A 16,978-nucleotide genomic window follows, 5' to 3' on the forward strand; every position below is an offset into this window, starting at 1 on the left:
GCCATTTCCGGCGATCGCGAGATGCCGGGGCGGCCAATATCCGGATACCCGCGCCAGCGCCTGACTGCTGGCCTGGAGCCTATCCGTGAACATCGAACTCAAGCTTCCCGCTCACCCGCGCACCCTGATCGAGCTGTCCGGGCTGATGAACAAGCCGGACGTCAATCTGGTGGAGGTGAGCAACCTCATCGAGACCGACCTGTCGCTCGCCGCGGCGGTGATGCAGGCGGTCAATGCGCCGATCTACGGACTCAAGGGCCGGGTGCCGAGCGTGCAGCAGGCCGTGACCTTCCTGGGCCTGCGCGAGATCTCGGCCATCGTCTGTGAAACCGCCCTGCGGGCGGCCTTCCCGCAGGTGCCGGAGCTGCTGGCCGTCTGGGAGCGGGCCCGCCTGCGCGGCCTGCTGATGGGGCGCATCGCCCAAGCGCTGTCGATGGAGGCCTGGGGCCCGCACACCGCCGGCCTGTTCGAAGAGTGCGGCAAGGCGGTGCTGTACGCCTACGCCCCCGAGGCCTATGCCGACATGCTGAAGGCCAACGCCTCCAGCGACGTCGCCCTGGTGGAAGCCGAGCGCCGCACCTGGGGCATAGACCACGCCGAGATCGGCGCGCGGTTGTGCGAGCAGTGGGGACTGCCGGCGGCCACGGTGAACTGCGTGCGCCACCACGTGGCCGTGCAGGGCACATGGCGGCTGCCGCCGACCTCCCACCGCTATGTCTGCGTGCTCTCGGCGCTCGCGCACACGCTGGTCCATGCGCCCACGCGGCTCGACGAGGCGGTCGGCAAGATCGCCCCGCAGGCGATGATGGACCAGGGCAGCCTGATGCGCGCCATGCAGCGAGTGAAGGACAAGATCGACGAGGCAATGGCTTAGGGCCATGGCCAAAGGCCATGGCCCTAAGCCATTGCCTTTGGCGAATGTTGGGCTCCCCCGAGCCCCCTCCAAGAGCGGGGCTCCAGTGAGTTCGACAACACCTCCCAGCCCTCCTCCGCGAGGAGGACACTAGCCAGTCCGTCAAAGGGCGCGGGCCCCTCGTCATTCACGCTAGTGCCTCCCTCTCGGAGGGAGGCTGGTGGGAGCCCACTGCATGCTGGAGCCCCGCTCTTGGAGGGGGCTCGGGGGAGCTGAATGTTCGGCCAATGGCAATGGCCATCGGCCATTGTCCGCAGGCTAGGACTCCGAGCGGCTCTGCCGCGAGAAGTCCTAAATACTGAACCGGATCCTGCGCCGGTCCATCCACCACACCACCAGCCACCAGAACAGCACCTGCACCGCCGCGTACAGGTGCGACACCGTCTTCGCACCCAGCTCGGGGATGAGGCCGTTCATCAGGTGGGCGTACAGCCAGGCATGCAGCGGCGTGCCGTCGAGCAGGCACACCATCAGGATGCTGCCCGCATAGGCCGTGATGGCATTGACGCCGAAGCGGCGGCCCAGAGGCGGCCATCCGTAGCCCTCCACCAGCGTGTGCACCAGCACCAGGGCCAGGGCCGAGAAGCCGCCGCTGAACAGCGCGAAGGACGGCGTCCACAGCGCCTTGTTCATCGGCATCCAGAAGAAGTGCAGCAGCATGCCCAGCGCGACCAGGGCCATGCCTGTCATGAGGATGGGCACCGGACGCCGGCGACGAAGCCAGTCGCCACAGGCGGTGCCGAGGATGGTGTTGCTCAGGGCCCCCAGCGTCGACAGCAGGCCCTCGGGGTCGTAGCCCAGCCCGGTCTTCGTGTTGTAGTGGTAAGCGAATGGCCCGAGGAGCATGGCGTCGACACGGGAAGGCAGGCTGTGGTCGCGGGTCAGGTCGCCCCACCAGGCCAGCAGCGCGCCATAACCCGCCAGCAGCGCGGCATAAACCATCCAGCGGATCCGGCCGCTGGCGTGCAGGTACAGCCAGCCCACCAGGCCGAAGCAGATGGCGATGCGCGGCAGGACGCCCATCGGCCGCCAGGGCACCGGGTCGTCGGGCGCGTTCGGCAGGGCCAGCACGGCGATCGCCGCCAGCCCCCAGCCCAGCAGCAGGATGCGCGCAGCACGCCACCACCACGCCCGTTGCAGCGAAGACAGGTCGCCCCCGCTTTCGACCTTCGCCCCGCCGGCGAGTGCCAGCGAGACACCGACGATGAACAGGAAGGTCGGGAAGATCAGGTCGGTGGGCGTGCAGCCGTGCCATGCCGCGTGACCGAAGGGCCCCCAGACATGCGACCAGTCGCCCGGGTTGTTGACGAAGATCATCGCGCCGACGGTGATGCCTCGCATCGCGTCGACCGAGACAAAGCGCGCTGCGGCGCCCGGAGGCGGCGGCTGCTCCATGGCGTATCCCTCTCGTTGTTGGAAGTCTGGTGTCGTGTCGCCGACGTCAGGATCAGAGGTCGCAGGCGCTGGTCAGCGGGGGCCGGGCGGCCGCGACGCCATCATGCCGTTGCACGCCCGCGCGACGCCACCCCTCTACGGCGGACTGAACCTCTTCGAGGGACAGCAACTCGTCGCGAGCGTGGAAGACCCAGTCGACCTGCTCGCGCCAGACGCGCGGCACGGTGCCGGCCGGCAGCAGGCCTTCGGGCGAGAACCAGACGCTGAAGCTGATCGCCAAGGGCTGCACCGGCTGGTTCCGGCCACCGTGGTCCGCCACGGGCCGGCCATCGACGAACCAGCGTGTGCGGCCAGCGGCGGCATCCACTTGCATCATCAGCACGTGCCAGCCGGCGAAGCTCGCGAACTCCTCGTGCGGCTGGTTCCAGGCCTGCCAGGGGTCGAGGCGGACGGTCTGCCAGTTGATCGAATACAGCCGCGTCTTCGCGCCGCCCCAGCCCCCGTTGGCGAGGTACTCCCAATCGAGCTCGCTGAAGTCCGGGTCCAGGTCGTGCCTGAGCGGGCTCACGGCGTAGAAGGTCTGGATGACAGGGTCGCCGTCGTCGCCGGAGACAGGCTCGTCGGAGAAGCGAACGCGGGCGGCGTAGGTGCCGGCCAGGTACTTGCGCGCATGGCAGAGCTGTGCTTGCAGGGTGCCCGGGCCCGTGCCGTCCGTGCGGGCGTTCAACTGCAGCAGGCGGTTGCCGGCGCGGGCGGGATCGTCGACGAGGGTGATGGCGTCGGCGCCCCAGCGGGCGCCTTCCACGCCGGGGTGGCCCCGGCCTTCGCGCAGCGTCCAGCCGCCTTCGCGCTGCAGGGCAGCGGTGTCGGCGTAGGCGCCGAAGTCATCGAAGAAGCGTTGGGTGGCGGCCTGCGAGGCCAGCGCGAGCGTGGCCGTCAGCGCAGCCAGGACGAGCCGCTTCATACGAAGCCTTCGTTCGGCTGCGCAGCCGGGGCGGCCTCGCTGCGGTGGGGCAGGAAGAACGACAGCAGCAGCACTGGCAGAGCGCACACGGTGACCCAGAGGAAGAAGTGCTCGTAGCCGATCAGCGTCTGGATCTTGCCGCTCCAGGTGCCGGAGAGGATGAAGCCCAGCTGCATCACGCCCGTGCCCAGCGCATAGTGAGCGGTCGTGAAGCGCCCCGGCGCGACCACCTGCATGATGAACAGGATGCAGCCCACGAAGCCGAAGCCGTAGCCGAACATCTCCAGCGAAAGCATGCTGCTGATGACCGTCAGGTCGGTGGGCCGGGCGACGCTCAGCCACCAGTAGGCGAGGTTGGGCAGGTTCATCGCGAGCACCAGCCACACCATGGCGCGCCTGAGGCCCAGGCGGGAGGTGAAGTAGCCGCCCAGCACGCTGCCCAGCACGAAGGCCACGGTGCCGGCGGTGCCGTAGACGACGCCGATCTGGTCGGTGCTCAGCCCCAGGCCGCCCACCTCCCGCGGGTCCTTGAGGAAGAGCGGCCCCACCGACTGCACCTGGCCCTCGCCGGCGCGGAACAGCACGATGAACAGGATCGCGAACCCGATGCCCGGCTTGCGGAAGAAGTCGACCACCACCTCGGCCAGGGTGCGCGAAATCTCCGCCACGCTGCGCGCCGGGCCCTGGCCGTTGCTGCGCGTGTCCGGCAGCGCCCAGGTGTGATACGCAGCCAGGCCGGCCATGACGAGGGCCAGCAGCAGGAACACCATGGCCCAGGATTGCTGCGCGCTGAAATGAGCCTCCAGCGCACCGACCATCACCAGCAGCCCGCCGCGGGCGAACAGGCGCGCGGCGTTGAAGAAGGCGCCCTGCCAGCCGGCGAATTCGGCCTGCTGCTTGCTGCTGAGGCTGGCGATATACAGGCCGTCGGCAGCGATGTCATGCGTGGCCGACGCGAAGGCCGTGAAGGCCAGCACCGCGATGACGAGCGCGAAGTGGCTCGGCAGGTTCAGCGCGACGGCGACCAGGCCCAGCGTCGCCGCGCCGAAGAACTGGAACCCCACGACCAACAGCTTCTTGCTCGGGACGGCCTCCAGGAACGGGCTCCACAGCGGCTTGACCGCCCAGGCCCAGCCGAGCAGGTTGACCCACTTCGTGACCTCGGCGTTGTCGCTGCCGAGGTCCTTGAACAGGATGGTCGTGACCGCCATCACGACGAAGAAAGGCAGGCCCTGCGTGAAGTACAGCGTAGGAACCCAGGTGATGGGCGAGCGGGTGGGGGTCACGAAAGGGAGCTCCGGCAAGGCAGGATCAGTGCGGGCGAGCGGCGAGCTGCACCGGGGGGACGCCACAGGCTTCGGCGCGGCCCTCGAGCCAGGTCCGCAGCGCGGCGAGCGCGCCCTCGGCATAGCCCCAGGTGATGACCGCCGGGGCGGCGATGTCGGCCACCTGGAACGGATTCCACAGGGCGAGGTGCAGGTCCGGGCTCCAGCCCTTCATCGGCGGGGCATAGCGCCTGCGATGGTTGGACGCCAGGATGGTGAAGCGGCCGTCCCGGGGCAGGGTGGAGGGGTCGAAGCGGTGGAGGTCGGACACGCGCAGGAGCTCCACGTTGGCGTGGGCGCGGAAGAGATCCATCACGCCGTCCGCAGACAGGCCGGCCTCGCTCACGCCGTCGGTTTCGACGCGATCCTGGGTGATCACGCGCACCGGGATGGACAACGCCGGCGGCATGGCGCCACCCAGGGTCGCCAGGCCTCGCGCCCAGGCGCTGCGCATGAGCGCGTCGTCGGCGTCGCGGCGGCTGGCCAGGTAGGGCGTGGCACCGGCGGGGAAGCGCTGCGCGAGGTTGTCCAGCCGATCTCGCGCCGACGCCATTTCGCCCGCCTCGAGCCGGCCGTCGGCCAGGGCCTCGCCCACGGCACGTAGGGCGGCGAGCTGGTCCTCGCGCGTGCCTTGGGCGAGCGCGAGATCGGCTCCGGCTGCCAGCGTCATCACGGCCGCCTTGGCGTGGCCATAGCGGTCGAACACCGCCTTCATCATGAGCGCGTCGCTGATGACCACGCCCTGGTAGCCGATGGACTGGCGCAACAACCCGGTGAGGATGCGGCGTGACAGCGTGGCCGGGTGCTCGGCGTCCAGCTGCGGGTAGACGATGTGCGCGGTCATCAGGGCCGGCGCATCGGCCGCCAGTTCGCGGAAGGGGATCAGCTCCAGCGCCTCCAGCTCGGCCAGGCTCTTGTCGACCTGGGGCAGGGCATGGTGCGAGTCGACGTGGGTGTCGCCGTGGCCGGGGAAGTGCTTGGCGCAACAGGCCACGCCTTGCGACAGCGAGCCACGCATCCAGGCGGCCGCCAGCCGCGCGACGCGATGGGGATCGGCCCCGAAGCTGCGCTCGGCGATCACCGGATTGGCCGGGTTGTTGTTCACGTCCAGCACCGGGGCGAAGTTCCAGTTGATGCCCAGGCCCTTCAGGCCGCGCGCGACGGCCGCGCCGACGGCTTCGGCCACCCGCTCGGCTTGCTCGGTGTCCTCGATCGCCCCGATGGCCATGGCGGCGGGGGCCTGCGGCAGGAAGGTGGCCCGCGCGACCGAGCCGCCTTCCTGGTCGATGCCGATCAGGGCCTGCGGGCCCAGCACCTCGCGCAGGTCGGCGACCAGCCGCTTCACCGACTCTTCGCTGCCGAGGTTCTTGCGGAACAGGCACACACCGCGGATGTGGTGCTCGCGAAGGAAGTCGGCGGTGTCGGTGGACAAGGCCTGGCCTTCGATGTCCACCATCACCAGGTGGCCGGGTTGGAGCGGGGAGTTCATCTCAATGCGTCCGCGTCACTTTCGCCAGGTGCCGAGGCATGTCGGGATCCAGCCCGCGCGCTCGCGCCAGGGCCTCGACCATCGGATAGAAGCTCTGCACGGCCGCGACCGGGTCCAGGTCTTCATGGCCGGCCGGGACCAGCGGCAATTCGGCGCCGGGTGTGCCCAGGGGAGCCGCCAGCAGCACGCGCGCGCCGCGCTCGCGCATCTCGGCGGCCAGCGCGATGAGGCCGGCCTGGGCCGGTCCGCGGGGAGCGAAGACGAGCAAGGGGTAGCCCTCCTCCACCAGTGCCATGGGGCCGTGCTTGACCTCCGCGCCCGAGAAGGCCTCGGCCTGGATGCCGCAGGTCTCCTTGAACTTCAGCGCGGCCTCCATCGCGATCGCCAGGCCCGTGCCGCGTCCGATCACGAACAGCCTGTCGGCGCCGCGCAGCACCTCGACCGCGGGGCTCCAGTCCACATCGAGTGCGCGGGTCAGTGACGAAGGCAGGTCATGCAAGGCGTCGTGCAACCGCGCGTCGCCGCCCCAGCCGGCCACCAGGCGCGCGCCGGCCACCAGCTGGGTGATGTAGCTCTTGGTGGCGGCCACGCTGCGCTCCGGGCCGGCGTGCAGCGGCAGCACCCATTGCGCTGCCTCGGCCAGCGGTGAATCGGGCTGGTTGACGATGGCGACGGTGCGTGCGCCGCCCTGGCGGAAGAAGCGGGTCGGCGAGACCAGGTCCGGACTCTGGCCGGATTGCGAGAAGGCGATGGAGACCAGCCCTTCACACTGCAGTTGCGACTGGTACAGCGTCACCAGCGACATCGGCAGCGAGGTCACCAGCCGCCCGAGGCGGGCCATCACCAGGTAGGCCATGTAGTGGGCGGCGTGGTCGGAGCTGCCGCGGGCGACGGTCAGCACGCCCTGTGGCGGCATGTCGCGCAGCTGGGTCGCCAGCGTGGCATAGGTGGGCGCGTCGGCCGCCAGCTGGCGGGCCACGGCCTGGGGCGCCTCGCGGCTTTCCTCAAGCATCCGGGAGCTCAATGGCTTCTCCTTCGATGATCACGTGGGTCAGGTTCAGGCTCGGGTCGAGCACGACGATGTCGGCCAGCGCGCCGGGTGCCAGGCGGCCGTGGCCGGCGAGGCCGAGGTAGTCGGCGGCGTGGGTCGCGGTGCGGGCCGAGGCGTCGGCCAGGCTCAGGCCCAGGCCGACGAAGTTGCGCAGCGCCTGGTCCATGGTCAGGGCGCTGCCGGCGAGGGTGCCGTCCTCCAGCCGCACGCCGCCGAGGCACTTGAACACCTTGTGGCGGCCGAGCCGGTACTCGCCGTCCGGCATGCCGGTGGCGGCGGTCGAATCGGTGACGCCGTAGAGCTTGGGGATGGCGCGCAGCGCCACCTTCAGCGCGCCTTCGTGCACGTGCAGCAGGTCCGGGATGATCTCGGAGTACTCCGCATGGGCCAGGGCCGCACCGGCCATGCCGGGGTCGCGGTGGTGAAAGCCCGTCATCGCGTTGAACAGGTGGGTGAAGCCGGCGGCTCCGGCGACTAGCGCGGCGACGCCGTCCTCGTAGCAGCCGGCGCTGTGGCCGAGCTGCACGCGCCAGCCTTCCCTGACGAGTTGAGCGATCAGCTCGATGTGGCCAGGGAGTTCCGGCGCCACCGTGATCAGGCGGATCGGCGCCAGCGCGTGCAGGGCTCTCACCTCGTCGAGCGAGGCTTCGCGGGCGAAGTCGGGCTGTGCGCCCAGCTTGCCCGGGTTGATGTACGGTCCTTCGAGATGCACGCCGAGCACTCGTGCGCCGTTGGCCGGCCGCGTGCGGCAGACCGGGCCCAGGGCCTCGAAGGCATGCAGGATGTCCTCGGCCGGCGCGGTCATCGTCGTGGCCAGCATGCTCGTCGTGCCGTGGCGGGCGTGCGTGCGGGCGATGTGGGCCGCGGCCTCGCCGGCTTCCATGGTGTCGTGGCCGCCGCCACCGTGCACGTGCAGGTCGATGAACCCGGGCAGCACGAGGGCCGCGCCGCTGGCGCGCGCCTCGGCCTCTTCGACGCTGCGGCCGTTGATGGCGACGATGTGGCCGCCTTCATGCTGCAGCTCGCCCAGCCGCCAGCCGAAGGGGGTGAGGATCGCTCCCTGGATCGATGTTTTCATGGGGTTCCTAGCGCGGGGCTCCTGCGGAGCCTCCGCTGGGGTCGCGGCGCATCTCGGCGACGAAACCGTAGTACTCGCTTCGGCAGTAGGACTGGGTGAGTTCCACCGCCTGGCCGGTCTCGAGGTAGCCCACGCGGCTGATGTGCAGCACGGCCTGGCCGGTGGGCACGTTCAGGCGCTGGGCGAGGGCGGCGTCGGCATTCAGCGCGCGCAGGTGCTGCAAGGCTCGCACGGGGGCCTTGCCACTGTGTTCCAGGTGGGCATAGAGCGAGGCCTCGACGCAGGAGGGATCCGGCAGCGCCTGTTCGGGCAGCACGCTGACTTCGTAGGCCATCACCACGTCGTCGGCCAGGCGCAGCCGCTCCAGCCGCGCCACGCGCGCGCCGGTGGAAAGGCCGAGCGTGAGCTGCTCCTCCGGCGTCACCGCGGTGAGGCCGCGACGCAGCCAGCGCGACGAGGGCTTGAAGCCGCGCTGCTGCAGTTCCTCCGAGAAGCTCGTCAGGCGGCTGAGGGGTTGCTCCAGCTTGGGCGCGATGTAGTTGCCCGAGCCGCGCCGCCGCACCACCAGGCCCTGCGTGACGAGCTGGTCGATGGCCTTGCGTGCGGTGACTCGCGACAGGCCGATCGATTCGCTCAGCATGCGTTCGGAGGGCAGGGCCTCGTCAGGCTGGTAGCGGCCGGCGCGGATGGCCTGCGCGATCTTCTGTGCCAGTTGCACGTACAGGGGGACGGTGCCCCGTTCGTCGGGATGGATCTCGAATGGCAGGCCGTCTTTCATTCGCCCGCCCCGGCGAGGTGGGCGCGCAGGAGCTGCAGTGCACCGTCGGCGGCGTCGCCGGCGGCCTCTGCGCAGCGGGCACGCAGGTCGCCGGGCAGGCGCGGCTGCAGGCGACGGGCAATGCTGCCGCTGCAGACGACCGGCAGCTCGCCGTGAGGATCCAACGCGTGCACCAGCAGCGCGAGGTGATCGGCTGCGGATTGCAGCAGTGCCGTGGCGCGAGGATCGGCCGGCTCGTGCTGGAACACGAGCGGCGCGATGGTGGCATAGGCCGTCTGCCGTGCCTGGGCGCACCAGGCGAGCATGGTGTCCGGCTCGCGGCCGATGGCGGCACAGACGGCCTCGGTCAAGGGGGTGTGCGAGCCGCGTCCGTCGAGGGCCTGCTGCGCCAGGCGGACCGCCTGCAGCCCGAGCCAGGCACCGCTGCCTTCGTCGCCGACCGGGAAGCCCCAGCCACCGGAGATCCGGCGTGCGCCGTCGGGGCGCCAGACTTCGGCGACGCTGCCGGTGCCGGCAATGAGGATCACGCCGTGGCGCCCGGCATGGGCGCCGACCAGGGCGGTGAAGCTGTCGGTCTCCAGCAGCAGCGGCGCGAAGCCGGGGTTCAGGCCCCTGAACGCCGCCGCCTGCGCCGGGTCGTTGGCGCCAGCCAGGCCGGCGGCCAGGGCGCAATCCGACCACGGCGGACACGGCATGCTGGCCTGGGCGAAGGCTCGCTGGATGGCGTGGAGGATCTGCTGCCAGGCCGCTTGCTCGCCGTGCGAAAGGCTGGACGCGCCGGCCTCGCCGAGGCCCAGCGGTGCGCCGTCCGCGGCGCAAAGCCGGGCCCGGGTGCCGGTACCACCGCCGTCGATGCCGATGAGGAAACGCTGGGTCACTGGAGTTCCGGCGGATCGGTGATCCGCTGAATTGGTCTGATACCACTATAGTACCAGATGACAGACCAGTCAATCTTTCAACGAGAACACCGTGCCCGAGGACTTCAGGTCCGGAGGGGCGCCCGGCGGGGTTGGTAGTAATACCAATTAAAGACCATCAAGTCCGCCACAGCCGAGGTGCATCGCCTGCGGCATCCCATCCGATGGCGCGCCATCGCTGGCGCACGGAGCGCCACAGCGCGAAGGCCGGCTCGACCCGCGGCGACAGCACGCGCGCGACGATGAGGCGGGCGTCGAGGGCCGACACGCCGGCGCGGGACGCCAGCGCGGGATGCTCGGCAAAGCAGTCGCGAGCCGCCTCGAGCAGGGCGTCCCGCCGGCCGGTGGACATCGGGGTGCCGCTGGCCCACCACAGCGTGGCCAGCACGCTGCAGCCATCGAGCCCGAGCGGAGAGGCGATCAGCGCGCGGTCCGCAGCGGCGAGGTGGCCGCGCTCCAGCCAGACGCCGGGCCACTCGAGGTGCTGCCACACCTCGCCCGCGCCTTCGAAATCCTGGCCGGCCGCCGGCAGGCCGAGGGCCAGCAGGTCCCAGCCCATCATTTCGGCCTGCGGGGCGAGCTCGAAACGCAGGCTGTTGCGGGCCCTGCAGCCGCGATAGGCGATCGTCTCCAGCGGCAGCCACTCGAGCCGCGCACCTTCGGCGAGGCGGGCGCTGACCTGCTGCGCGGCGACAGGCCCTGCGCTGCGGTAGAAGCGCGCGGCGCCCGGCGTGGTCAGCAGCGCATGGCTGCCCGAGCCCAGCTCGAGGGACACGTCCAGCGTGTCGCCCCCCACCAGGCCGCCGGGCGGGTGGACCAGCACGTGGTGGCAGATGCCTGGTCCCTCCGGGTACAGCCGCTGCAGCACCCGCAGGGGGCCGACGTGGCGGTCATGGGCCAGCGTCCGGCCGTCTTCGCGCCAGTAGTCGATCGCCAGTTCGCCGCGCCAGCCGCGATTGGCGTCAGGCATCGCAACGCGTGCATCGTCGACGGCCAGCCGCTGGCGTGGATCCGGCACGGCCGGTCCGCTGTCAGAGCCTCCCCGGAGGGCAGCGACCGGAAGGGAGCGTGGGGGCTCCATCACTCCAGCGGCATGGGCAGCGTGTCGGCGGCGCGGCGCACCCATTGGCCCCGGGCCATGGTCGTGGCCAGGCCTTCGAGGCGCATGCGCCCCAGCACGCGCCGGCTGGCGCAGAAGGCGAGGCCGGTGGAGTTGCCGAAGGCGAAGTAGGCGCCGTTGTCGCTGCGCCAGTTCAGGCGCAGCGTGGCCCATTGGCCCTGGCGCTGGACGCGACAGATGTCGCCCACCGCCAGGCCGTCGAGCCAGGACTCGCAGGCGCGCAGCGAGCGTTCATCGGGGTTGTGCGCGTCCAGTGCGATCGGCACCGTGGCCAGTTCGTCGTGGGCCGGCCAGCTGGTCTGCTCCAGCGGCTCGTCCTCGTATCCCAGGAGGTCGTCGGCCGACATGCTGGTGTCGGCCGCGGGCGCGGGCCGGGGCCAGAGGGACAGGGCGGCGACGAGATCCTGCACGTGCTGCTTGGCATGCGCCGACGGCAGGCCCGGCGTGGCGGCGAGCCCGTCGGCGGCCTCCAGGCGCAGGCAATCGAGCTCGGCGGGCGACAGCGGCGAGCGGCGGGTGTAGCTGCCGCCTTCGATCAGCGCCTCCACAGCGTTCAGCGCTCGCTGTGCCGGCGCCGAGTCGTCCCCGTGCGCGGCGATGACCTGCACGATCGAGGCGACCCACGGGCCGAGCAGGAACTGCTTGACCGCCGGCAGCACGTTCGCCTCCCGCAGCCGGGCGACCATCTGGCCGCGCACCAGCGGCTCCAGCGCCTGCCTGCGCTCGATGTGCGCCAGCGTGCCCTCCGGCAAGGCGGCCGCGGGCGCCGGCGCGGACAGGCCGCCCGGGGCGGTCGGCGCGATGGCCAGTCCGGTGACGTGGAACGGTACCGGCGCGGGATCCGGGACGGGTGCAACGGTGTGGTCGGCCACGCCGCGTGCCTGGGCCTCTGCCTCGGCCAGCGCCTGGGCATAACGCTCCAGTGGCATGGCCTGGCGGGTTTGCTCCAGCGCCGCGATGATGGGCTCGAGCCGCAGGTGCAGCGGCAACTCGAAGCCGCCGGCCGCACCCTCGGTGTCCAGCTGCCCGATGGCGGCCAGCCGGTCGATGAGGCGCCACAAGGGGTTGTCCAGTGAATCGAGCAATCCCGGATCGGCGGCCACGCTGCGCGCCACCGGGCCGGCCAGGCGGGACATCAGGGCCTGCATGCCGGCGCTGAGGCCCGCCTCGCCCGCCACGTGGGCCAGGAGCGCCGGGATCTGGTGGGCCGCCACGCCGACGGCCGACGTCTCCTGGCGTCGCGGCTGCCCCGCAGCGGCCGCGGCGCGATGAGCCTCGGGCTCACGGCGGATGGAGTAGCGCGCCGGCTGCAGGCCCCAGGCCGACAACAGCTCCGCATGCTGCTGGTACATGTTCGCGAGGGCGGAGGCCAGCGGCTCGGCCGCGCAGCGCAGCGCAGCCAGGCGCGCCGCGCCGTCGTCGGTCTCTTCGTGCAGGGCGCCGCACAGCGCGCTCACCAGGCGTGCCGGGGCCAGGGGCAGCACCTCGTCTTCCAGGCTGCCGGCGGTGGGCGGCGCACTGGCCAGCCGGCTGCGCAGGTCCCTCAGCGACCACTCGGCCGCAGACTCGATGGCCTGCACCACGCGGGTCGACTCGATTTCTTCGTCGACGTCGTCATCGGACATCAGTGCCAGGCCGGTGGGCACGCCGAAACCGTCGGTGACGAAGGGCTGGGGCAGGGTGGGGCCGGACGGCGCGGCGACCGGCCGGGCGAGTTGGGCGAGCCAGCGTGGCGCCAAACCGGGGAGCAGGGACTGCGCGTGGCGCTGCGCGGGCGACACCCACAAGCCGCCGCCAGGCGAAGCGACGCCGGCCTCGCGGCAGACCCGGGCCACCACGGCCGCCGCGTCGGCCTGGCATTGCGCAAGGTAGCGCTGGTAGAGGGTCTCGACGGCGGGCGGAGGTGCGGTCATGGCGCGCGGAAGTACGGCAGAAAGATTGTCACCGAGGGACGTGTCGCCGGTGTATCTGCGGCTTCGAGGGCGTGGCGCCGAAGTGGTTCAGCCCAGCAGGTCGTGCAAAGTTCTCGCCAGCACGCGGGTGGCGCCTCGCAGGTCGTCGAGCACCAGGTGCTCGTCGGCCCGCTTGGCATTCGATTCCAGCACCGTCCGCGGCCCGGCGCCATAGATCACGGCCGGCACTCCGGCCGCGCCGTACAGCCTCACGTCGGTGTACAGCGGCGTGCCCACCACCGGGATCGGCTCGCTGAACACCGATTCAGCATGGCGTTGGACGGTGGCTGCCAGCGGCTCGTGCCCGGGCAGTGGCTTGAGCGAATGCGCCAGCAGGAGGCGGCGCAGTTCGAGCCGGACGCCCGGGCTCTGGGCCACCGCGGTCTCGATCAGCGCGCGCAGCCCGGCCTCGACCTCGGCCGCGTCCTCCTCGGGGATCATCCTTCGATCCAGCTTGAGGACCACCTTGCCGGGGATGACGTTGGTGTTGCTGCCGCCCTCGATGCGGCCGACGTTGAGGTAGGGATGGGTGATGCCTGGCACCTGGGAGCGGCGCTGGCGCAACACGGCGTTGTGGGCGTACAGCGCGGTGAGCAGCTTCGTGGCCGCCTGCAGCGCGTCGACACCCGTGTCCGGATAGGCCGCGTGCGACGCCAGGCCGTGCAGCGTCACCTCCAGCTGCAGGCAGCCGTTGTGGGCGGTCACCACCTGGTGGCTGAAGCCGGCGGCGATGAGCAGGTCGGGCTTCGTCAGGCCCTGGCGCAGCAACCAGCCCGGGCCCAGCTCCCCGCCGAACTCCTCGTCGTAGGTGAAGTGCAGCTCGACTGCGCCCCGCGAGGGTGCGGCCACCGCGGCCAGCGCCCGCAGCGCGAAGGTGTAGCTCGCGAAATCGCTCTTGCTGACCGCGGAGGCACGGCCGTAGAGCCGGCCGTCGACCACCTCGCCGCCGTAGGGATCGTGCGTCCAGCCTTCTCCGGGCGGCACCACGTCGCCGTGGGCGTTGAGCGCGATGGTCGGGCCGCCGGGGCCGAAGCGATGGCGCACCACCAGGTTGGTGATCGAGGCCATGCCCTGGGCCTGCACCTCGGCGGCCGGGACGGGATGGGCCTCGGCCTGCAGGCCCATCGCGGCGAGGAGCTTTGCCGTCGCTTCGGCGTGCGGCGCGTTGTCGCCCGGCGGCGTGTCGGTGGGCACGCGCACCAACGCCTGGAGGAAGGCGACCTCCTCGTCGAAGTGGGCGGCGATCCAGGCGTCCAGGGCGTCGTAGGCGGCCGTCATGCCAGCTGCTCCAGCAGATGCCGGAAGGCGTCGACGGCAAGTTGCGCGTCGTCGTCGGTCACGCTCTCCAGCGGGTTGTGGCTGATGCCCGAGTGGCCGCCGCGAACGAACAGCATCGCCTGCGGCAGGACCTCGTGCAGCTTCATCGCGTCATGGCCCGCGCCGCTGGGCAGGCGGTGCAACGGCAGGCCGAGCGCGCTCACCGCCGCCTCCCAGCGCGCCTGCCAGTCGGGTGCGCTGGGAGCCGCGGCCGCTCGCAGTGTCTCGTGCAAGGCGTAGCGCAGGCCGCGCCGCTCGGCGATGCGGGCCAGCTCCACGGTCACCTCGGTGGTCAGGGCGTCGCGGGCATCGTCGTGCGGGGCCCGCAAGTCCAGGCTGAACCGGCAGCGCCCCGGCACGACATTGATCGAGCCCTGCGGCACCTCGACGATGCCGACCGTGCCCACGCGATCGGGTTCGCGCTTCGCGGCGCGTTCCACCGCCAGGGCCAGTTCGGCCACGGCCAGGGCCGCGTCGTGGCGGCGGTCCATCGGCGTGGTGCCGGCGTGGCTGGCGGTGCCGATGACTTCCCCCAGGAAGCGGCGGCTGCCGTTGATCGAGGTGACGACGCCCAGCGGCAGGTCCAGCTCGTTCAGCACCGGGCCCTGCTCGATATGGACCTCGACGAAGCCCAGGTAGGCCGCCGGATCGCGCCGCTCTGCCGCGATGGCCTGCGGCGTGCCGGGCAGGCCTGCTTCGAGCATCGCCGAGTGCATGGTCGTCCCGTCGGCATCGGTCTGCTCGAGCCAGCCCGGGTCGAAGCCGCCGGTCAATGCGCTGGAGCCGAGGAAGGTGGCGGCATAGCGCTGGCCTTCTTCTTCGGCGAAGGCCACCAGCTCGATGCCGAAGGGCAGCCGGCGGCCGGCAAGGTGCAGCTCGCGCACGGCGATCATGGGCACGAAGATGCCGAGCCGGCCGTCGTACCGGCCGGCGTTGCGCACGGTGTCGAAGTGCGAGCCGGTCAGCAGCCGCTTCGCCTGCGGATCGCTGCCGCGGTAGAGGCCCACGACGTTGCCTACGGCATCGATGCGCGCCTCGTCGAAGCCGCAGTCCTGCATCCACCGCACGAGTTGCGCCTGGCAGGCGCGGTGCGCCTCGGTGAGGTAGGTGACGGTGAGCACGCCTTCCACGTCGCTGTGGCGGGCGAGCAGTTCGGCGCAGTCCCAGGCCTGGCGGCCCTGCACCGGCTCGATGCCGAAGCGCTCGTTCAAGCGGATTTCGGCGATGCGGTGGATCTGCCGCAGGCACTCCGCGCGTTCGAAGGCGACGCTGTTGTCCAACCTTCGGGTGAAGGTCTCGATGATCTCCTGCCGGCCCAGCCCGGTGCTGCGTGGCCCTCGCACGGCGAGGATGAAGGGGAAGCCGAACTTCTCGTTGTAGGCCGCGTTCAGGCGCTGCAGCGTCTCGAACTGCTCTTCGCTGCAATGCGCCAGCCCGGCCACCCCCTGCTCATGCCTGGACTCGGCAGTGAGGGTGCGCGCCACCATCGCCTTGCCAGCGAGCTCGGGGTGGGCGCGGATAAGCGCCAGCTGGGCTTCAACGGGCGCCTCGCGAATGACCTTCGCGAGGGCGTGCTTGAGGCCCGCCAGCGTGGCGAAGGGCCTGGCCGGCCAGGCACCTTCAGGGACCCACGGCGAGTGCTCGTAGATGCCTTCGATCAGGGCGGCGAACTCGCCGGGCGTGAGGCTGGCATTCAGCCGGTCGAGGAGGTCCGTCATCTCATTCCCAGACAAAAGCTGTCGTGGCGTCGAAGGGGTGCGTCGCCTTCCAGTGCCGCGCGATATCGATGCGCCGGGCCGTCCACACGCCATCGTGCCGCGCCACGTGGTCGAGGAAGCGCTGCAAGGCCGCGAATCGCCCCGGCCGCCCGAGCAGGCGGCAATGCATGCCGATGCTCATCATCGAGGGCCGCTCGGCGCCCTCGGCCCACATCACGTCGAAGCTGTCGCGCAGGTAGGCGAAGAATTCTTCGCCGTGGCTGAAGCCCTGCGGCAGCGCGAAGCGCATGTCGTTGCAATCGAGGGTGTAGGGCACGACCAGGTGCGGCGCGAGCGAGCCGTCCCCCTTCCTGACCTGCAGCCAGAAGGGCAGGTCGTCGCCGTAGTAGTCGCTGTCGTATTCGAAGCCGCCGTGCTCGACGACCAGGCGCCGCGTGTTGGGGCTGTCCCGCCCGGTGTACCAGCCCGCAGGTCGCCGCCCCGTGAGCCGCTCGATGATGGAAACGCCCCGCTCTAGGTGCTGGCGTTCGACCGCCTCCTCGGTGTCTTGGTAGTGGATCCAGCGCCAGCCATGGCAGGCGATCTCGTGGCCCAGCTCGACGAAGGCGGCCGTCACTTCGGGGCAGCGCTCCAGCGCCATCGACACGCCGAACACCGTGAGGGGCAGGCCACGCCGCTCGAACTCGCGCAGCAGGCGCCACACGCCCACGCGCGAGCCGTATTCGTAGATGCCCTCCATGCTCAGGTGCCGCGCCGGGTAGCTGGCGGGATTGAACATTTCGGACAGGAACTGCTCGCTGCCCGCATCGCCGTGCAGCACCGAGTTCTCGCCGCCTTCCTCGTAGTTGAGGACGAACTGCAGCGCGACGCGGGCATCGCCAGGCCAGCGGGGGTGCGGCGGGTGGCGGCCGTGGCCGGCCAGGTCGCGCGGATATCGGCTCATGATGGTTCCTGTGGATGG

General features: G+C 71.1%; 14 protein-coding genes. 1 reads left to right on the forward strand and 13 read right to left on the reverse strand.

The window, feature by feature from the left end:
* Positions 1-85: 85 nt before the first annotated feature.
* The gene (locus ACS5PM_RS26355; protein WP_439390814.1) at positions 86-874 is read left to right on the forward strand and encodes an HDOD domain-containing protein; all 789 of its coding nucleotides are present in this window, start codon (positions 86-88) and stop codon (positions 872-874) included.
* Between the two features lie 330 nt (positions 875-1,204).
* On the opposite strand, the gene ACS5PM_RS26360 is transcribed toward ACS5PM_RS26355, so the two are convergent.
* From ACS5PM_RS26360 to puuE, 13 genes are all read right to left on the reverse strand, one after another.
* A complete protein-coding gene (locus tag ACS5PM_RS26360) occupies positions 1,205-2,308 on the reverse strand; it encodes an acyltransferase family protein (protein WP_439390815.1) in 1,104 nt (367 codons plus the stop codon).
* Between the two features lie 52 nt (positions 2,309-2,360).
* A complete protein-coding gene (locus ACS5PM_RS26365; RefSeq protein WP_439390816.1) occupies positions 2,361-3,272 on the reverse strand; it encodes a glycoside hydrolase family 16 protein in 912 nt (303 codons plus the stop codon).
* Complete coding sequence (locus tag ACS5PM_RS26370) at positions 3,269-4,558, reverse strand: MFS transporter (RefSeq protein ID WP_439390817.1); 1,290 nt, start codon at positions 4,556-4,558, stop codon at positions 3,269-3,271. The genes ACS5PM_RS26365 and ACS5PM_RS26370 overlap by 4 nt, the downstream gene beginning before the upstream one ends.
* Before the next feature lie 25 nt (positions 4,559-4,583).
* The gene (gene nagZ, locus ACS5PM_RS26375) at positions 4,584-6,086 is read right to left on the reverse strand and encodes a beta-N-acetylhexosaminidase (RefSeq protein WP_439390818.1); all 1,503 of its coding nucleotides are present in this window, start codon (positions 6,084-6,086) and stop codon (positions 4,584-4,586) included.
* Between the two features lies 1 nt (position 6,087).
* Positions 6,088-7,098 (reverse strand): SIS domain-containing protein, encoded by a 1,011-nt coding sequence (locus tag ACS5PM_RS26380; RefSeq protein ID WP_439390819.1) that lies wholly within the window; start codon positions 7,096-7,098, stop codon positions 6,088-6,090.
* Positions 7,091-8,215 (reverse strand): N-acetylglucosamine-6-phosphate deacetylase, encoded by a 1,125-nt coding sequence (gene nagA / locus ACS5PM_RS26385; RefSeq protein WP_439390821.1) that lies wholly within the window; start codon positions 8,213-8,215, stop codon positions 7,091-7,093. Before nagA ends, ACS5PM_RS26380 begins: the two co-directional genes overlap by 8 nt.
* 7 nt (positions 8,216-8,222) lie before the next feature.
* Positions 8,223-8,993: a GntR family transcriptional regulator gene (locus ACS5PM_RS26390; protein ID WP_439390822.1), complete on the reverse strand. Its 771-nt coding sequence runs from the start codon at positions 8,991-8,993 to the stop codon at positions 8,223-8,225.
* Positions 8,990-9,871, reverse strand: coding sequence for a glucosamine kinase nucleotide-binding domain-containing protein (locus ACS5PM_RS26395; protein WP_439390824.1), 882 nt, complete (start codon positions 9,869-9,871; stop codon positions 8,990-8,992). The genes ACS5PM_RS26390 and ACS5PM_RS26395 overlap by 4 nt, the downstream gene beginning before the upstream one ends.
* 157 nt (positions 9,872-10,028) lie before the next feature.
* Positions 10,029-10,880, reverse strand: coding sequence for an urease accessory protein UreD (locus tag ACS5PM_RS26400; protein ID WP_439390825.1), 852 nt, complete (start codon positions 10,878-10,880; stop codon positions 10,029-10,031).
* A 110-nt stretch (positions 10,881-10,990) separates the two neighbouring features.
* Entirely contained in the window at positions 10,991-12,943 is a 1,953-nt protein-coding gene (locus ACS5PM_RS26405) for a DUF1631 family protein (protein ID WP_439390826.1), read from the reverse strand.
* An 87-nt stretch (positions 12,944-13,030) separates the two neighbouring features.
* On the reverse strand, positions 13,031-14,260 hold the full coding sequence (locus ACS5PM_RS26410; RefSeq protein ID WP_439390827.1) for a M20/M25/M40 family metallo-hydrolase: 1,230 nt from the start codon (positions 14,258-14,260) through the stop codon (positions 13,031-13,033).
* Positions 14,257-16,017, reverse strand: a complete 1,761-nt coding sequence (gene uraD / locus ACS5PM_RS26415; RefSeq protein WP_439390828.1) for a 2-oxo-4-hydroxy-4-carboxy-5-ureidoimidazoline decarboxylase — start codon at positions 16,015-16,017, stop codon at positions 14,257-14,259. Before uraD ends, ACS5PM_RS26410 begins: the two co-directional genes overlap by 4 nt.
* A 1-nt stretch (position 16,018) precedes the next feature.
* On the reverse strand, positions 16,019-16,960 hold the full coding sequence (gene puuE, locus ACS5PM_RS26420) for an allantoinase PuuE (protein WP_439390829.1): 942 nt from the start codon (positions 16,958-16,960) through the stop codon (positions 16,019-16,021).
* Between the last annotated feature and the right edge of the window lie 18 nt (positions 16,961-16,978).

The sequence above is a fragment of the Ideonella flava genome (genome assembly GCF_051857595.1).
Lineage (GTDB): Bacteria > Pseudomonadota > Gammaproteobacteria > Burkholderiales > Burkholderiaceae_C > Ideonella.